Origin of the sequence: Pontibacter vulgaris (genome assembly GCF_022758145.1) — a bacterium.
Taxonomy (GTDB): domain Bacteria; phylum Bacteroidota; class Bacteroidia; order Cytophagales; family Hymenobacteraceae; genus Pontibacter; species Pontibacter vulgaris.
Window position 1 is genome coordinate 80058 of record NZ_JAJVDH010000005.1, and the last position, 16694, is coordinate 96751.

Consider the following 16694-nt stretch of genomic DNA (forward strand, 5'->3'; position numbering starts at 1 on the left):
GATTATATTACCTATTATTAGATTGAATAGAACTATGAGCATTACAAATTCAAACTTAGTGATACCGCAACGCAAGCCGCGTACTTATTTAGCCGAAGATTTTAAAGTAGATACCTGGGAAACACTTCAGCCATACTTAGACGAACTGCAAAACCGCCCTTTAAATACTGTTGAAGAACTTGAGAAGTGGATGACTGACCGCAGCGAGCTGGAGAGTGCCCTTTCGGAAGATGCTGGCTGGCGCTATATCCGGATGACCTGCGATACCCAGAACGAAGAAATCACAAAGGCTTTCCAGTACTTTGTAGAAGAAATAGAGCCCAAAATAGCTCCTTACGACCACAAGCTGAATGAAAAGCTGATGCACTCGCCTTACGTGAATGCGCTGGACCAGGAGAAGTATAAAATTTACCTGCGTGGTGTAGAGCGGGCTCTGGAGATTTTCCGGGAAAAAAACATTCCGCTTAATACCGAGATCAGCACCAAGCAACAGCAATATGCCGCCACTACCGGCGCCATGACAGTAACACTGGATGGGGAAGAAGTAACACTGCAACGCGCCGCCGACCGCTTAAAATTGAATGATAGAAGCAAACGCGAAGAGGCATGGCGTACCATACAGGACCGCCGCCTTCAGGATCGCCAGAAACTGGATGATCTTTTTGATGAGTTACTGAAGCTACGTAACCAGGTTGCCCTGAATGCAGATTTCGATAATTTCCGGGACTACATGTTCTCTGCACTCGGCCGCTTCGATTACACGCCTCAGGATTGCTTTGATTTCCATACTTCCATCGAACAAACTATAGTTCCGCTTATTACCCGCATAGATGATGAGCGCAAGCAGAAACTTGCGCTGGATGAATTGCGCCCCTGGGACCTGGATGTAGACCCTAGCGGTAAGGCTCCGTTAGAGCCATTTAAAACCGGAGATGAGCTTCTGGAGAAAACCGTGCAGGTATTCTATAAACTGGATACTTACCTTGGCGATTGCCTGGCTACTATGCGTGAAATGGGGCATCTTGATCTGGAGTCAAGAAAAGGAAAAGCGCCGGGAGGTTACAATTACCCGCTGGATGAGATTGGAGTACCTTTCATTTTTATGAATGCTACTTCAAGTTTAAGGGATGTAGTAACTATGCTGCACGAAGGCGGGCACGCGGTACATTCTTTCCTTACCCGCGACATGAGCCTGAATGCCTTTAAGCATACACCTTCCGAGGTTGCCGAACTGGCATCCATGTCAATGGAATTGATCTCGATGGATTACTGGGATACTTTCTTTGAAAACGAAGACGAACTTCGCCGCGCCAAGCGTACGCACCTGGAAAGCGTTCTGGAGACGTTCCCTTGGGTTGCTACGGTTGATAAATTCCAGCACTGGATTTATGAGAACCCGCAACATACGCAGGAAGAACGCCATAGCCAGTGGGTAAAAACTTTTGATACATTCAACCATAAGCTGGTAAACTGGGAAGGGCTCGAGAAGTATAAACCTTATACCTGGCAAAAACAGCTGCATATTTACGAAGTGCCATTTTATTACATTGAGTATGCTATGGCACAACTTGGCGCTATTGCCGTCTGGAAGAATTATAAAGAGAACCCTGCTGAGGGCTTAGCTGCTTATAAACGTGCACTGGCCTTAGGTTATTCAGTTTCTATTGGCGAAGTATACCAGGCTGCCGGGATCAAGTTTGATTTCAGTACCGACTACATCAGGAGCCTCGCTGACTTTGTACAAGGGGAAATGGAGAAGCTGTAGAAAGTATAAAAAGCAGAAGCCCCGTTATTTGACGGGGCTTCTGCTTTTTATACTTTATCTGTAAGTCTAAGATCTAACGTCTAATACCTACAACGGTTTAAACTGCTCAAACATCTGCTTGCAATTATTGCAATAGTGCATAGAGCGGCACAATGTCGGACCGAAAGGCGTTCTCAAATCCGTGTTATCACTGTCGCAGTATGGACATTTTACATGTTCCAGAATATCCAGATCCAATATAAGATCATACTTTGGGGGTGGTGCCAAACCGAATTCCTTTAAATGCTGACGGCCTTTCTCGCTTAACTTGTTGCTGTCCCAAGGTTTATCGAAGGTCATGTTAACCGTATAGTTGCTGATGCCGTGTTTTTCAAGCGTACGTTCTACATCTTTTTTCATGTAGTCCATGGCAGGGCATCCGGCAAAAGTAGGGGTCATGTTTACTGTTACATGGTCATCTGCTGACACTTCTACACCTGTAATCACCCCGAGATCCACCAGCGACAACACCGGTATCTCAGGGTCTTTTACCTCCTCCAGCAGGGTTAATATGTTTTCCTTCGTTAATGGCATGATTACCATTCAGCAGTAGGGTCAATCTTAAATACTTCAGCCATTTCATCCAGCAGTAGTTGCAAGTGCTCTGTATGCTCGCCGTAGCGGCCACCGAACTTTGGCTCTATACTTTCCACGTCAGGCAGTTTTAAGTCTGTTTTCTCAAGTACAGCCTGTATGCGCTTCAGCCATTCTGCTTTCACAGCTTCCTCGCCACCATATACACCAGCGTCAATCAGCTCCTGCTCATACTTCGACTTTTCGAACATACTCAGCGCATAAGGCAGTGCCTCGTTCAAAGCTGATTGTAAACGAAGTATAGCCTCTTCAGTAGAAGCGCCCAGGTTCTTGATCCATGTGTTGGCATGCAGCACGTGGTATTTTACTTCGCCTTTCAGCTTGGTAGCAACCTTGGCAATCGGCTCGTAGCTCGACTGCGACAGCATTTCGAAACGGATAATCTCGGCGTTGTCGTACAGGAAATGGCGGATCAGGCTGAAGTCATACTCGCCGTTCGGCAATTCCACCAATTGGCTGTTATGGAACTGTTCCGCATTACGGGTAAAGGCAACAGTGTCCGGGTCAGCTTCCCCTAATTCCTGCAGCAAAGTATAAAACGCCAGGCTATGGCCAATCTTATCCTGCGCCATCGACGAAAAAGCAATGTCTTCCTCCAATATCGGGCCGAAGCCGGTCCACTCAGAGTTGCGGTGGCCAAGTATCAGCTGGTCGTCTGCCAGTTTGTATAACAGGTCTTTTATCGCTAGCTCGTTCATTATTGGGCAGTTGTTTTATTTTCTTCTTTATACTTCGTGATCTTGTCCATTACCTTATAGGCAATGGCTTCGCGATATTTCTTGTCCGGAATAGTGGTCCACATATCCTTGTCTTCTTCCGCAGACTGCAGCACATCTTTCGATTTCACCACCCACACATTCACGATAGGGCCTTTCTCACCAAATGCTTTCTTGGCTTCTGCCAATGCTTCCTGGTAAGAAGTTGCTGTTACACGTCCGGCATGTGCATGCGCTTTACCACGCTTTTTCAGGTGGAAAATCTCGTATGGTTCCGGCTGTGCACTGCGCTCAGTTGGCTCATCTATAGTTATGATGTCGTATACATTTTCCTGGTCGCCTACATAAGGAGTAACCTGTATGTTTTCGGTGCGCGCGATCCATAGGCCGGTACAAGCAAAACGGCGGCTATACTGCTCTTTTGCAAACAGGAAAGCTACATCTTCATTCGGTGCATGAACAGGACCAACGTAAGTATAGGCAGTACCTTCTTTCTTCTGATGGAAGGCTTCGTATGTTTCAAACTGATCCAGTTCCGGCTTCGGCTCCATGGCAGGAACTTCACCTTCTGGCAGGTTCAGTCTCGTTACTCTAGGGTCAAGTGACTTTAAGCTCATAGTTTATTTTTAGGCTAATGGCTTCACGTATTTTGCTTTCGGGTTAAGAAGGGCTCTGCGTACCCAGGCACCACGCTCTTCAGCGGTACGGCGTACAGCAAGGCGCTCTGCGTTGCAAGGACCGTCACCGTTGATCACGCGCTTAAACTCATCCCAATCTGGTTCTGTGTATTCCCACTGGCCGGTTTCCATGTTCTTCTTCAGTTTCGGATCCGGAACAGTTAAGCCAAGTTCCCAGATCTTAGGTACATACATATCCAGGAACTGCTGACGGCATTCGTCGTTAGATGCCATCTTCACTTTCCAGCGCATCAGCGTTTCGGTGTGCGTACTCATTTTATCTGATGGTCCGAAGAAGGTCATGATTGGTGGCCACCAGCGGTTAAGCGCAGCCTGAATCATTTCGCGCTGCTTAGGTGAACCGGTTGCCATGTGTACCACGGCATCGTGACCATACTTCAGGTGGAAGGCTTCCTCAGCACAGATTCGCTCCAAAGCTCTGGAATAAGGGCCATAAGAACCTTTAGCATTTGCCATCTGGTTAACAATAGCACCCGCATCAATCAGCCAGGAAATAATATTAGAATCTGCCCAGGTAAAAGCAGGGTAGTTGAATACGTTTGAGTATTTTGATTTACCGCTGATCAGGTCGGTCAGCATTTGCTCGCGAGACTTGCCCAGTGTTTCGGCAGCAGAGTATAGCAGCTGTGCGTGACCTACTTCGTCCTGCACTTTGGCCATCTGTGCCAATTTGCGGCGGAAGCCAGGAGCACGGGTTATCCAAGTACCTTCCGGCAGGGCACCGATAATTTCAGAGTGCGCGTGCTGTTCGATCATGCGGATCAGCTGCTTGCGGTATAGTTCCGGCATCCAATCGGTTGGTTCTATCTTTTCGCCGCGTGCAATGCGTGCTTCAAATTCGGCTAATTTTGCAGGATCTTCGGTCTGCACATCATCGAATTTGGTAGCTTCAAAAACGTTTCCTCCTCCGTACATAATATCTATAGTTTAAAGGTTCAGTAAAGGTGCCGGGCTGTTAAGGTGGCAGCCCGGCGGGTTTAGATTAGTAAAGGTGTTTAAGGTGAGAGTTGTTATGGTTGTTAGTTTGGTGCTTTTTGTAATCCATTCAGTAGCATAGTAGCCAGGTTGTCGGCTATCTCGGTTGGTGTCATTTTGCCATCAGGCTTATACCAGGTATGAATCCAGTTAAGCCCGGAAAGTATAGTTAGTACTGCAAATTTTTCGTCAGGTACCTGAAACTCGCCGGCTTTTATACCTTCTCTGATTATCTCCCGAAAGCTTTCTTCATACTTGTCGCGCAACGACAGGAAAGTGCCATGAAAAGGCTCGCTGAGGTGGCGCCACTCATGCAGAAAAACTGCGGAAGCCGCTGTGTTCTGCGTTAAAACACGCACATGCGCAGCAATAGCTTTTCTGAGTTTTTCGGAGGCATTGCCATCTGTTGCCTTCGCTTCGTCCATCGCTTCAAAAAACTCACGTGCCATTCTGAAACATACACGCTGCAAAATTTCTTCTTTAGAACGGATATGGGAGTAGATGCTGGCAGCTTCAATACCAAGGGCATTGGCCAGGTCGCGCATAGATGTGGCAGAAAACCCTCTTGTTTTAAAGAGTGCAGTCGCTGTCTGTTCTATCTGTTCTTTTCTGCTCAATACTACTTCCATGATATAGATTCTAACAAATATATGCAACCTAACGTTCGTTAGCAAATTTATTTTTATAAACGTACGTTTATGCATCAGGTTGTTTTATCACATTCAGTGTCAGGATTTAAAGTATGAACAGGTACTTTACTTCTTTGGCAACAGCACCCAAAAAACGGAGCATTTTTTGCTTTAAATAACTGGGCAGGCTGGTTTTATACTTGTCTGATACACGAAATACTATTTGTGCCCGTATTGCCAGAAAAGAAATATAGCTGAAAAATTAATATACTTTTTACAGGCTTGTAGTGTAAAGGCAACAAGTATAAATAGAGGTTTTAAAATACTGGATACTGCTTTGGGAATTTCTTACTTTGCTTAAGCCTAAATCAGGTAGTTGCGTATATTTGAAACACCCTTTTGGGTATATACTTTAACGAATCAACATCATGACACATACATCAGACACTCCTTCCATACAAACTATGGATTATGTGACCTACCAGGTGAAAGACCGCATAGGTTATATTACTATGAACAGGGCTGAAAAGCGCAACGCACTTAATTATGACATGGTTACCGAGCTAAAGCGAGCTTTTGTAGCAGCTGAAGACGACGAAGCCTGCAAAGTAATAGTGTTGCGTGCCGAAGGAAAAGTATTTTGCGCCGGTGCTGATCTGGAGTATATCCAGCGTTTGCAGAAGTATGATTACCATGATAACCTGGCTGACTCTACCCACCTGATGGAGCTTTTCCGGTTAATCTATACATTGAAGAAAGTGGTAATTGCACAGGTAAATGGCCATGCAATTGCCGGTGGCTGCGGGCTTGCTACAATTTGCGATTTTGCTTTTGCGGTACCTGAAGCTAAGTTTGGTTACACCGAGGTTAAAATCGGTTTTATACCTGCCATAGTTAAAGTGTTCCTGCTGCGAAAAATAGGGGAGGCCCGTGCCAAGCAATTATTGCTAACCGGCGACCTCATAGCAGCTGAAGAAGCACAACGTATGGGTCTGATAAATTACCTGGCACCTGCAGAAGCGTTGGAAGAGCGGGTTTATGCTTTCGCTCAAAAAATGTGCTCTGAAAATTCGCGTCAGTCTATGGAGGTAACCAAGGAAATGATTGCACGCGTGCAGGAAATGAGCCTGGAAGAAGGTTTGCAATATGCTGCAGAAATGAATGCAGTAGCACGTAGCAGCGAGGATTGCCAGCGCGGTATTGCCGCTTTTTTAAATAAAGAGCCCCTGGCCTGGTAAGTATTCTGTTTAATTATCTAAACTATTTGTTAAACTTGTTGTTTGTTGTGTATGCTGATGGGAATCGGAATCATGATGACAACTTTTGTAGCTATGGAAGGCGTGGCCTGGGCCATGCACAAGTATGTGCTGCATGGTTTTCTGTGGTTTCTTCATAAATCCCATCACACACGCCACAACCATATTTTTGAGTGGAATGACCTGTTTTTTGCCTATTATGGTGCGCTGGCAATGCTGTTCTTTTACTTCAGCAGTAACGCCATCGATTATAAGTTCTGGATTGGGGCAGGTATAACTTTATATGGTGTGGCGTACTTTGTAATTCATGACGTGTTTATCCACAGGCGCATAAAGTTTTTTGGGAAAACGTCTAACGTTTACCTCAGAGCTTTGAACATGGCACATAAAGTGCATCATAAGTCGGGGCATAAATATGGCTCTGAGGCTTTTGGTATGTTGTGGGTAAACAGAAAGTATTTCAAGGCAGCATTCCATACTTTAAAAAAACAACAAGCTAACCGTGGCGCAATACACTATTAAAGAACTCGAGCATCTTTCAGGCATAAAGGCCCATACTATCAGGATATGGGAGCAACGCTATAATATACTTAGCCCGAAACGCACCGAAACCAACATCCGGTTTTACGACGATGCTGATCTTAAATCGCTGCTGAATATCTCGCTGCTGAACGAACGTGGCTACAAAATTTCTAAGATTGCGCAAATGCAACCTGAACAGATTGCCCAGAAAGTACATCAGCTATGCGACGAGAAATGCCTGTATGTCTCGCAGATAAATGCCCTGATAGCCGCCATGGTTGATATGGATGAAGAACGGTTCGATAAAACGCTTTCTACTTCAGCTTTACAAATCGGGTTTAGCGAAACCATGGATCAGGTTATTTACCCTTTCCTGCATAAGATCGGTATTTTGTGGCAGACGGGTAACATAAGTCCGGCCCATGAGCATTTTGTTAGTAACCTGGTGCGGCAAAAACTTATTGTAGCTATTGACGGGCAGGTAGTAAGGCGCCAAAAAGATGCACCAACATACTTGCTATACTTGCCGGAAGGTGAGTTGCACGAGATTGCGTTGTTGTATATGCAATACATAATTCGGGCGCATAACCTGCATGTAATTTACCTGGGGCAAAACCTGCCGTTCAGCGATCTGGAGAAAACTGTTGAACAATGCCAGCCGCAGAATATCTGCACAGTGCTTACCATCCAACCCGACCGCGATAATGTGCAGGAGTATATTAACAAACTTGCCGCCAGATTCCCCGGCCTTAACATTTACATGTATGGCTACCAGGTGCAGTATGATTTTCTCTCATTTCCGGCAAACGTACAACGCCTTAGCTGCATACGCGACCTTGTAGAGCAGCTAAATTAAAATAAGCTGGCCTTGCCAATCCGCTTACCGCCCTGCATCGTTTGTTATGCAGGGCGGTATTTTTTTGCCTTGTACTTTTTAAGGCCTTGGTTGCTTTTGTAGTAAGCCTGATAGGTTGCAAGTATAAATCTTGTTTATTTGTTTAACTATTTTAGAAAATATGTTTAACAAAAATTAGCTAAATTAATTTTCACTCGTATATTTGTTTATGGTTTTATATATAAACTATAAACAAAATGACTGCAATCGAATTTTCCAATCTGGTACAGAACATGGCACAAGCGCTAAGACCAGCAGCCATGAACCTGACACGTGACTCTGATGATGCAAAAGACCTGGTTCAGGAAACTATGTTAAAGGCGCTCACAAATAAAGAGAAGTTTAAAGCCGGTACTAATCTGAAGGCCTGGCTTTATACAATTATGCGCAACACCTTCATTAACAACTATAATAAGATAACCAAGCGCAGCAGTAACGTAGACAGTGCCGAGTACCTGCAGTACCTGAACACCGATGAAAATTATGTTACTTACAACAAAGGAACTGCAACTTTCGTGATGGGTGATATTAACAAAGCAATTGAGTTATTGCAGGAAGAGCACCGCACGCCTTTTATGATGTACTATGTAGGGTATAAGTACCTCGAAATAGCAGAGAAACTAAAAATTCCGATCGGTACGGTGAAGAACCGCATTCACATTGCCAGAAAAGAATTGAAACAGGCCCTGAAAGTTTATCGCCAGGATACGTAAAACAAATTATTATAAAAATAATGTTATCTATAGTATGTCTCCAAACAGGGTTATAGTTATCGGTTCCGGTTTTTCAGGTATTTCGGCAGCTACTACTCTGGCCGACGAGGGCTATGAAGTAACTGTGCTGGAGAAAAATGCCAGCCCTGGTGGCCGTGCCAGAAAGTATAGTTCCGATGGCTTTACCTTTGATATGGGGCCGAGTTGGTACTGGATGCCCGATGTGTTTGAGTCATACTTCAATAAATTTGGCAAAACCACTTCGGATTACTATGATCTTAAACGCCTTGACCCATCTTATACTGTCGTTTTTGGAGAGGATGATTTTGTTGATGTGCCTGCCTCTGTAGCAGAACTGAAAAAGTTGTTCGAAAGCCTGGAGCCCGGAAGTGCGGCAAAGCTTGATACATTTCTGGAGCAGGCTGCTTACAAGTATGAAGTAGGGATAAACCAGTTGGTATATAAGCCAGGCCGCTCGGTAACCGAGTTTATGAATTTGCGCTTGCTGCTGGATGTACTCCGGATGGATGTTTTCCAGTCCTTTCACAAGCATATCCGCCGCTTCTTCAGCCATGAAAAGATCATCAAGCTGATGGAGTTCCCGATTTTGTTTTTAGGTGCCCTGCCAGAAAATACGCCTGCCCTGTATAGTTTAATGAACTATGCTGATATAAAACTGGGAACGTGGTACCCTATGGGAGGTATGTTTAAGATCATCGAAGGTATGGTGCAGCTGGCCGAAGAAAAAGGCGTGGTTTTTAAGTATAATCAGAACGTGCACCAGGTAGAAGTGGAGCAGGGTATGGCTACCAGGGTGCTGACTGATACTGACGTTTTTGAAGCTGATATTGTTGTGGCCAGTGCAGACTACCATCATGTGGAGAAAAACCTGCTGAAGCCTGCTTACCGCAGCTACTCCGACTCATATTGGGAAAACCGTGTAATGGCGCCTTCTTCGCTTATTTTTTACCTGGGTATAAACAAGCGTCTGCAAAAACTTAAACATCATAACCTGTTTTTTGATGAAGATTTCGGGCCGCACGCAAATGAGATTTATACCAATCCGCAATGGCCTGCCAAGCCGCTGTTTTATGTGTCGGCTCCTTCGGTAACCGATGCTAGTGTTGCGCCGGCAGGTTGCGAGAACCTGTTTATACTTATTCCGGTTGCACCCGGATTGCAGGATACAGAAGAAACACGCGAGAAATACTATGAATTGGTCATGAACAGGCTGGAGCAGCTTACCAGTCAGGAAATACGAAGTGCAGTGGTTTATAAGCGAAGCTATGCGCACAAAGATTTTATCTCAGATTATAATGCTTTTAAAGGCAACGCTTATGGGTTGGCAAATACCTTACTGCAAACAGCATTATTAAAGCCCGGTCTGAAAAGCAAAAAAGTGAAGAACCTGTATTACACTGGGCAGCTTACTGTGCCAGGGCCGGGAGTGCCGCCATCCCTTATTTCGGGGCAGGTGGTGGCTAAAGAGATAATGAAAGAGTTTGCAATGCCTGTACAAGTATAAATCAGCAAAACCGAAATCGCATGGAGCTATTTAAGGATACCTGCCTCAAGTGCAGCAAAGTGATAACTGAAGCTTACAGCACCTCTTTTACGCTGGGCATTAAAACGCTGCATAAAAAATATCATTTGCCAATCTATGCTATCTATGGCTTTGTGCGCCTCGCTGATGAGATTGTAGACACCTTTCATGCGCACGACAAACGCAGCTTGCTGGCAGACTTTAAAAAGCAGACATACGAAGCAATCGAAACCGGCTTAAGCCTCAATCCGGTGTTGCATGCGTTTCAGGGCGTTGTAAATGAGTATAAAATTGAGAGGGATTTTATTGATGCCTTTCTCAAAAGTATGGAAATGGACCTGGATGACCATACGTACGATCATCGTCTTTACAAAGAATATATATATGGTTCGGCTGAAGTGGTAGGGCTAATGTGTCTGCGGGTGTTTTGCGAAGGTGATAATGCCATGTTTGAGCGACTGAAAAAGCCTGCCTGCAGCCTGGGTGCTGCTTTTCAGAAAGTAAATTTCCTGCGCGATATGAAGAGCGATTTTGATGAACGTGGCCGTGTATACTTTCCTAAAGTTAAGTTTGAGAGTTTCAGCAATACCTGCAAAGCGGAAATCGAGGCTGATATTCTGAATGATTTTAATGATGCCTATAAAGGAATATTGGCTTTGCCAACAGGCGCGCGCATGGGGGTATACCTGGCATATGTTTATTACCGCAAGCTTTTCTGTAAAATACAGAATATGCCGGCAACCCGCATCCTTAACGAGCGCGTAAGAGTACCTGATAATACGAAACTGGCTTTACTGCTGGGTTCATACCTCAAGTACAGACTAAACGCCATCTAATGAAAACCCTGCTGATTATTTTTTTATGTGTTATAAGTATGGCGCAAAGCGTAACTGCTACTAACGCATCCGGTTATAAAATTACAGACCTTCGCGAGCACTATCTAATGGCTAGTAAAAGCAGCGAAAATGCAAGAAGGTTTAATGACCACATGTATAAGTATAAGGAGAGCAATCCGGTTATACTTGCTTACAGAGCAGCTTCGGAGGCAACTATGGCTAAGCACGCCTGGAATCCTTACCAGAAAATGAAGCATATTAATAAAGCTGCTGAGCTTTTTGATGAGGCAGTTAAACGGGATAGCCATAACCCAGAAATTCGTTTTCTGCGCTTTACCATGGAGCACTATGTGCCACGCTATCTAAACATGAGTGCACACCTGGAAGAAGATAAAAAGTATATCATAGATAGTTTGCGTGCACACCCACGGTCTGGTTTTTCGACAGAATGGGCGCGTATTTTACGTGATTTTATGTTGCAGAAGGACCACAGTACGGAAGCAGAAAAAAAGCTGATCCGGAGTCTGAAAATATAGGGCGCAGTACAATTAAATTAATCAGTAATCTTTAACAAGACAAGTGTATATCTACCTGTATCTGAACATATTCACCATCCTGTTTCCGTTGCTGCTGTCTTTTGATAAGCGGGTAGCCTTTTACAGGAACTGGGCTAGTCTTTTTCCGGCTATACTTGTGAACGCTGCTGTGTTTATGGTTTGGGATGCCCTGTTTACAGAGGCTGGCGTATGGGGCTTTAATGCCGAATATCTTACGGGAATATACTTTTTTGGATTGCCCCTGGAGGAAGTGCTTTTCTTTATTACAGTGCCTTATGCCTGTGTTTTTATTTACGAAGTTCTGAATGCCTATATCAGCAAGGACTTGCTGCAGCCTTATGCAAAAACTGTAATTTTCCTGCTGGTGCCTGTGCTGCTTGCGCTTGCTGTTTTTAATATTTCCCGGCTATATACTTCTATTACTTTTATGCTGCTTTCGGTAATGCTGGTGGTGCATTACAGTGTGTTCGGGGTAAAATACATGGGGCGGTTTTTCCTGGCCTACCTCGTGCACTTAGTTCCTTTTCTGCTCATTAACGGCGTGCTTACCTACCTGCCAATTGTGTGGTATAATAATGAGTATAACCTGGGTGTCCGCCTGGTTTCTATACCTGTAGAAGATACCATGTACTCTATGCTGATGCTGCTGTTAACCATTTCGGTGTATGAAGGATTGCGCGAGCGCCGAGCAGTTAAACAATACGAGCCTTTAACTGTATAACATATATGCAAAGCCTGAGTGTTACCATCGATTCAAATTCCGGCTTCTGTTTTGGTGTGGTATACGCCATCCAGATGGCTGAAGACATGCTGGAAGAGCAGGGATACTTGTATTGCCTAGGTGATATTGTGCATAATGATGTGGAAGTGGAACGGCTGCAAAAACGTGGCCTGCGCATAATTAACCATGAGCAGTTTAAGCAGCTGCAAAACGAGGCCGTACTGATTCGTGCCCACGGCGAACCTCCTGAAACGTACCAGATAGCTATACAAAATAACCTGACACTGATAGATGCCTCCTGCCCGGTGGTATTAAAACTACAGAACCGCATAAAAACATCGTACGATAAGCAGGAGCAGATTTTTATATATGGCAAGCACGGCCATGCCGAGGTAATGGGATTGCTGGGACAAACGAGCAACGAAGCCGTCGTGTTTGAAAGTATAGGCGAGCTCATGCAGCACGAACTTCCCGCTAAAATCACCCTCTATAGCCAGACTACCAAAAGCACCGATAGTTTTTATAACATCAAAACCGAACTTGAGAATAAAGGATTTGAAGTAGATGCGAACGATACCATTTGCCGGCAGGTATCTAACCGCGATAAAGATCTTCGTAAATTTGCTGCCAGGTTCGATAAAGTTGTTTTTGTATCAGGTACCAAGTCTTCTAATGGCAAAGTACTTTACCAGGTTTGTAAAAATACCAACCCTGATACTTACTTTATCTCGAAAGTAGAAGAGCTACAAATGGATTGGTTTAAACCTGGTAACACAGTAGGTATTTGTGGTGCAACGTCTACGCCCATGTGGCTGATGGAAGAAGTGCGGGATGCTTTGCTCCGGTATGAACTATGAAATTGAAGTAAGGAATTGTAGTTTAGCTGAGTACTGACTGTGTGCCCGACCGGTATTTTAAGTATGGTTAAAGTAGAAAAGTATAAGTATAAAGGCGTCATCATTGCTGCTGTTATCATAGTATGCTGGGCTGCGCTATTATTATACTTGTTGCGTTTTCCTGTAAGTTATACTTCAATACAACCTTATATTTTCCTGCTGTTGCAAACCCACCTTTATACGGGTCTTTTTATTACAGCACATGATGCCATGCACGGGGTGGCTGCTCCCGGAAATCCTAAACTCAACAAAGCTATTGGTACACTTACCGCATTTCTTTTTGCTTACAACTGGTACCCGCGTTTGTTGCCCAGGCATCACCAGCACCATCGGTATGTAGCCACCGCCCAGGACCCGGATTACCACCATGGTTCGTTTTGGCCCTGGTATTTCAGTTTTCTGAAGCAGTACATTACCTGGTGGCAACTGCTATTGATGGCTGTAACGTTTAATGTGCTTAAGCTATATTTTCCGCTGGAGAATGTAGTGTTGTTCTGGATGGTGCCCGCTATACTTGCCACGTTTCAGTTGTTCTATTTTGGTACCTACCTGCCTCATAAAGGCGAGCACACAGCAGATAACAAGCATAAATCCGGAACACAGGCTAGAAATCACCTGTGGGCTTTTATAAGTTGTTATTTCTTTGGCTATCACTACGAGCATCACGACAAGCCTTACCTGCCCTGGTGGCAATTGTATAAAGCCAAAGTATAATTTATTCCGGTATAGTTTATTCGCAGCATAAGTACAGCTGGAATTGTAAAATATAAATAAGTAGCTATATATAGAAAATTGAAACTGCATAGTTAAAGCCTGCGTATAAGCACACCAAACAATTATTCGCTTGCTAACCCCGGCTTTTGCCTTTTTCATCTTTCCTATGAGACTTTCTTTACTACTATTTACAGTAGCGCTTATCAGTGTTTTGTCTATGGCGCCACTTAAGTATAGTTTTGCCGGAAAAAATCCGAATACCTTGAAGGCGGGCATAGGCTATGTATGGCTTTCTGATTATGATAGTCAGGGGCTTATGTTTTATAACAGCTATTCGCATGCAATTGGCAAGCGGGCGGGCATTGGGGCAAATTTCGGGTTGCTGAACGCTTCGCGCTACGACGATACAAAGCAGATTTACTCTATTCAGAATACATTTTACATGGGCTCGCTGGATCTGATGTTTGAACCGCTGAAAAACGAATCTGTAGTTTTCAGGCTGGGAGCCGGGCCAGCAATCAGACACCGTGCCGAGATAAATTCCAATGCGGAAGATGGTACTGTTGACGGTTCTGTAAAACACATACGCACCTCTGACGTTGGTTTTAATGGTTACATCGAAAATGATTTTAACATACTCAAAAATGGTGTAGCAGGCGGCCGGGTAGAGTATTTCTATTTTACAGAAGGTTCGCCGGTTTTTTCAATAGGTCTGCATATCGGGTTTAAATTCTGATTTAAGTATAAATTCAAACAAAAAGGGGAGTCGGTTTCGGCTCCCCTTTTTGTTTCTTATGTATAACATCTGGCCTGGTTTACCACATCAAAATTTGTGTTCTATATGCTGGCAGGTTTCCTTAAAGTATGGTGCGACCGGTCCTCATGTTGCCGAAAGTTTCCACTTTTCTTCCACTTTGCCCCACACTCTCCACTTTATCCCACTTTTGGTGTTAAAATACATAGAAGATAGTCTATTTACTATGTGTTGTCTTGTAAGTTATTGATAATTAGTTATTTGTATATTGTTGTTCTCGTATTTTAGCTGATAATCGCTTTAAAAGCAAAAAAACTTATACCCAAAATTGCGCGTTAAAGCTGTGGATAATGTGGATAAGTGGTGTGGATTACCATAATTTATCCACAAAGTGGTAAAAAGTGGGGGAATGCGGTTGTGGTCTTTTGTTGAATCGTTACATTTGTATACTCCGAAAACTATACGGATAAAATTGTCATAAACATGAACTTCCTATCTGGCGAATACGAGTGCAAGATTGACCCAAAGGGAAGGTTGGTTTTACCTGCAAAGATAAAAGCCAACTTGCCGGAGGCATCTGGCAATCATGTGGTGCTGATGCGGGGATTTGAGCCTTGTCTGGTTCTTTACCCGAAAGTGGAGTGGAAGTCGATTTATGACAAGGTTGCCGGCCTGAACGAGTTTAATGAAGAGTACCGCCATTTCCAGCGCAATTTTTTCAGAGGAAATACTGAAATAGAATTGGACGGAACAGGCAGGTTTATAGTGCCACGTACTATGGCGCGCTTTGCCGAACTGGAAAAGGATGCGATAGTAGTGGGCTTGGGTAACCGGGTTGAAATCTGGAACCCGGATAAGTATGAGGAGTTCCTGATCAAAGACCAGCAGAATTTCTCTCAGCTCGCCCAGAAGTTTTTGGGTGACAAACCAGTAGAAGAACAAGCTATTTAATGGAATACCATAGACCCGTATTATTGGAGGAATCAATAGATGCCCTGGCAATTAAGCCCGATGGTATTTATGTAGATGTAACCTTTGGCGGGGGAGGGCATTCCAGCCTTATAGTTAGCAAGCTTACAAATGGTAAGCTGTATTCGTTTGACCAGGACCGTGATGCAGAAGAGCAGGCGAAAAAGATAACGAGCCCGGCTTTCAATTTTGTAAAGGCAAATTTCAGGGATCTTAAAAAATACCTGCGCCTGCATAAAGTTAGCGCTATTGATGGTTTGCTGGCTGATTTGGGTGTTTCATCGCACCAGTTCAATGTGGCCGAGCGTGGTTTCTCTACCCGTTTTGATGGCCCGCTGGATATGCGCATGGACCCCCAGTCAGATTTGTCGGCAAGCGATGTGGTAAACACATACTCTGAAGAGCAGTTGCACCGCATTTTCGGGATGTACGGCGAAGTAAAAAATGCAAAAACACTGGCAAAACTTATAGTTGGGCAGCGTGCCAGAAAACCGATTGAAACAATTGCTGACTTTAAACAAGCAATAAGCTCCTGCACCCCAAAGGGCAAGGAGAATAAATATTTAGCGCAGGTGTTTCAGGCCCTGCGAATTGAGGTGAATGACGAGCTGAAGGCACTGGAGGAGATGTTAGAACAGGCGACAGCGTTGCTGAAGCCGGGAGGGAGGCTGGTTGTGATCTCGTACCACTCACTGGAAGACAGACTTGTAAAAAACTTTATTGCAAAGGGCAAGTTTTTCGGGGAAGTGGAAAAAGATCTGTTCGGAAACGAAATACGACCGCTTGACGCAGTAAACCGCAAACCCATAACACCATCTGACCAGGAGCTGCTGGAAAACAGCCGCTCCAGAAGTGCTAAACTTAGAATTGCCGAAAAAAGAGAACTGAATGATTAAATAGTA

19 protein-coding genes are annotated in these 16694 nt (G+C 44.3%); 14 read left to right on the forward strand and 5 right to left on the reverse strand.

All coding sequences use genetic code 11. The features are described 5' to 3' along the window. Positions 1–34: 34 nt before the first annotated feature. Complete coding sequence (locus LWP20_RS12730) at positions 35–1765, forward strand: M3 family oligoendopeptidase (protein WP_242928534.1); 1731 nt, start codon at positions 35–37, stop codon at positions 1763–1765. 87 nt (positions 1766–1852) lie between these two features. Here LWP20_RS12730 and paaD read toward each other — a convergent pair whose 3' ends face one another. The 5 genes from paaD to LWP20_RS12755 all read right to left on the reverse strand — a co-directional run bounded on the left by paaD (position 1853) and on the right by LWP20_RS12755 (position 5416). Then, positions 1853–2338: a 1,2-phenylacetyl-CoA epoxidase subunit PaaD gene (paaD, locus tag LWP20_RS12735; protein WP_242928535.1), complete on the reverse strand. Its 486-nt coding sequence runs from the start codon at positions 2336–2338 to the stop codon at positions 1853–1855. Positions 2339–2340: 2 nt separating this feature from the next. Next, entirely contained in the window at positions 2341–3096 is a 756-nt protein-coding gene (paaC, locus tag LWP20_RS12740; RefSeq protein ID WP_242928536.1) for a 1,2-phenylacetyl-CoA epoxidase subunit PaaC, read from the reverse strand. Continuing rightward, positions 3096–3731, reverse strand: coding sequence for a phenylacetic acid degradation b (locus tag LWP20_RS12745; RefSeq protein WP_242928537.1), 636 nt, complete (start codon positions 3729–3731; stop codon positions 3096–3098). Before LWP20_RS12745 ends, paaC begins: the two co-directional genes overlap by 1 nt. 9 nt (positions 3732–3740) lie before the next feature. Further along, positions 3741–4727, reverse strand: a complete 987-nt coding sequence (gene paaA / locus LWP20_RS12750) for a 1,2-phenylacetyl-CoA epoxidase subunit PaaA (protein WP_242928538.1) — start codon at positions 4725–4727, stop codon at positions 3741–3743. 104 nt (positions 4728–4831) lie between these two features. After that, on the reverse strand, positions 4832–5416 hold the full coding sequence (locus LWP20_RS12755) for a TetR/AcrR family transcriptional regulator (RefSeq protein ID WP_242928539.1): 585 nt from the start codon (positions 5414–5416) through the stop codon (positions 4832–4834). Positions 5417–5844: 428 nt separating this feature from the next. Here LWP20_RS12755 and LWP20_RS12760 point away from each other — a divergent pair, with 428 nt between their 5' ends. From LWP20_RS12760 to rsmH, 13 genes are all read left to right on the forward strand, one after another. Then, positions 5845–6654, forward strand: a complete 810-nt coding sequence (locus LWP20_RS12760; protein WP_437179407.1) for an enoyl-CoA hydratase/isomerase family protein — start codon at positions 5845–5847, stop codon at positions 6652–6654. 57 nt (positions 6655–6711) lie between these two features. Continuing rightward, on the forward strand, positions 6712–7194 hold the full coding sequence (locus LWP20_RS12765) for a sterol desaturase family protein (protein WP_242928540.1): 483 nt from the start codon (positions 6712–6714) through the stop codon (positions 7192–7194). After that, positions 7175–8050, forward strand: a complete 876-nt coding sequence (locus tag LWP20_RS12770) for a MerR family transcriptional regulator (protein WP_242928541.1) — start codon at positions 7175–7177, stop codon at positions 8048–8050. Before LWP20_RS12765 ends, LWP20_RS12770 begins: the two co-directional genes overlap by 20 nt. A gap of 236 nt (positions 8051–8286) precedes the next feature. After that, a complete protein-coding gene (locus LWP20_RS12775) occupies positions 8287–8802 on the forward strand; it encodes an RNA polymerase sigma factor (RefSeq protein WP_242928542.1) in 516 nt (171 codons plus the stop codon). A gap of 34 nt (positions 8803–8836) precedes the next feature. Then, the gene (gene crtID / locus LWP20_RS12780) at positions 8837–10327 is read left to right on the forward strand and encodes a bifunctional phytoene desaturase/3,4-desaturase (RefSeq protein WP_242928543.1); all 1491 of its coding nucleotides are present in this window, start codon (positions 8837–8839) and stop codon (positions 10325–10327) included. A gap of 20 nt (positions 10328–10347) precedes the next feature. Further along, on the forward strand, positions 10348–11181 hold the full coding sequence (locus LWP20_RS12785; RefSeq protein ID WP_242928544.1) for a phytoene/squalene synthase family protein: 834 nt from the start codon (positions 10348–10350) through the stop codon (positions 11179–11181). 38 nt (positions 11182–11219) lie between these two features. Further along, positions 11220–11717, forward strand: coding sequence for a hypothetical protein (locus LWP20_RS12790; protein ID WP_242928545.1), 498 nt, complete (start codon positions 11220–11222; stop codon positions 11715–11717). 43 nt (positions 11718–11760) lie between these two features. Continuing rightward, positions 11761–12459: a lycopene cyclase domain-containing protein gene (locus tag LWP20_RS12795; protein WP_242928546.1), complete on the forward strand. Its 699-nt coding sequence runs from the start codon at positions 11761–11763 to the stop codon at positions 12457–12459. A gap of 5 nt (positions 12460–12464) precedes the next feature. Further along, positions 12465–13316 carry a 4-hydroxy-3-methylbut-2-enyl diphosphate reductase gene (locus tag LWP20_RS12800; protein ID WP_242928547.1) on the forward strand — a complete coding sequence of 284 codons (852 nt, stop codon included), beginning with the start codon at positions 12465–12467 and terminating at the stop codon, positions 13314–13316. 63 nt (positions 13317–13379) lie between these two features. Further along, positions 13380–14069: a fatty acid desaturase gene (locus LWP20_RS12805; protein WP_242928548.1), complete on the forward strand. Its 690-nt coding sequence runs from the start codon at positions 13380–13382 to the stop codon at positions 14067–14069. 166 nt (positions 14070–14235) lie between these two features. After that, positions 14236–14805 (forward strand): hypothetical protein, encoded by a 570-nt coding sequence (locus LWP20_RS12810; RefSeq protein ID WP_242928549.1) that lies wholly within the window; start codon positions 14236–14238, stop codon positions 14803–14805. Between the two features lie 501 nt (positions 14806–15306). Beyond that, complete coding sequence (gene mraZ, locus LWP20_RS12815; protein ID WP_242928550.1) at positions 15307–15774, forward strand: division/cell wall cluster transcriptional repressor MraZ; 468 nt, start codon at positions 15307–15309, stop codon at positions 15772–15774. Further along, positions 15774–16688, forward strand: a complete 915-nt coding sequence (gene rsmH / locus LWP20_RS12820; RefSeq protein WP_242928551.1) for a 16S rRNA (cytosine(1402)-N(4))-methyltransferase RsmH — start codon at positions 15774–15776, stop codon at positions 16686–16688. The genes mraZ and rsmH overlap by 1 nt, the downstream gene beginning before the upstream one ends. The last annotated feature ends 6 nt before the right edge of the window (positions 16689–16694 follow it).

What these genes read in the sequence shown, in the direction of transcription:
- LWP20_RS12775 (WP_242928542.1), top strand. Translation starts at nt 8,287, where the DNA reads ATGACTGCAATCGAATTTTCCAATCTGGTACAGAACATGGCACAAGCG.
- LWP20_RS12730 (WP_242928534.1), top strand. Translation starts at nt 35, where the DNA reads ATGAGCATTACAAATTCAAACTTAGTGATACCGCAACGCAAGCCGCGT.
- LWP20_RS12800 (WP_242928547.1), top strand. Translation starts at nt 12,465, where the DNA reads ATGCAAAGCCTGAGTGTTACCATCGATTCAAATTCCGGCTTCTGTTTT.
- LWP20_RS12745 (WP_242928537.1), bottom strand. Translation starts at nt 3,731, where the DNA reads ATGAGCTTAAAGTCACTTGACCCTAGAGTAACGAGACTGAACCTGCCA.
- paaD (WP_242928535.1), bottom strand. Translation starts at nt 2,338, where the DNA reads ATGCCATTAACGAAGGAAAACATATTAACCCTGCTGGAGGAGGTAAAA.
- rsmH (WP_242928551.1), top strand. Translation starts at nt 15,774, where the DNA reads ATGGAATACCATAGACCCGTATTATTGGAGGAATCAATAGATGCCCTG.
- LWP20_RS12810 (WP_242928549.1), top strand. Translation starts at nt 14,236, where the DNA reads ATGAGACTTTCTTTACTACTATTTACAGTAGCGCTTATCAGTGTTTTG.
- LWP20_RS12765 (WP_242928540.1), top strand. Translation starts at nt 6,712, where the DNA reads ATGGGAATCGGAATCATGATGACAACTTTTGTAGCTATGGAAGGCGTG.
- crtID (WP_242928543.1), top strand. Translation starts at nt 8,837, where the DNA reads ATGTCTCCAAACAGGGTTATAGTTATCGGTTCCGGTTTTTCAGGTATT.
- LWP20_RS12790 (WP_242928545.1), top strand. Translation starts at nt 11,220, where the DNA reads ATGGCGCAAAGCGTAACTGCTACTAACGCATCCGGTTATAAAATTACA.
- LWP20_RS12785 (WP_242928544.1), top strand. Translation starts at nt 10,348, where the DNA reads ATGGAGCTATTTAAGGATACCTGCCTCAAGTGCAGCAAAGTGATAACT.
- paaC (WP_242928536.1), bottom strand. Translation starts at nt 3,096, where the DNA reads ATGAACGAGCTAGCGATAAAAGACCTGTTATACAAACTGGCAGACGAC.
- LWP20_RS12805 (WP_242928548.1), top strand. Translation starts at nt 13,380, where the DNA reads ATGGTTAAAGTAGAAAAGTATAAGTATAAAGGCGTCATCATTGCTGCT.
- mraZ (WP_242928550.1), top strand. Translation starts at nt 15,307, where the DNA reads ATGAACTTCCTATCTGGCGAATACGAGTGCAAGATTGACCCAAAGGGA.
- paaA (WP_242928538.1), bottom strand. Translation starts at nt 4,727, where the DNA reads ATGTACGGAGGAGGAAACGTTTTTGAAGCTACCAAATTCGATGATGTG.
- LWP20_RS12760 (WP_437179407.1), top strand. Translation starts at nt 5,845, where the DNA reads ATGACACATACATCAGACACTCCTTCCATACAAACTATGGATTATGTG.
- LWP20_RS12755 (WP_242928539.1), bottom strand. Translation starts at nt 5,416, where the DNA reads ATGGAAGTAGTATTGAGCAGAAAAGAACAGATAGAACAGACAGCGACT.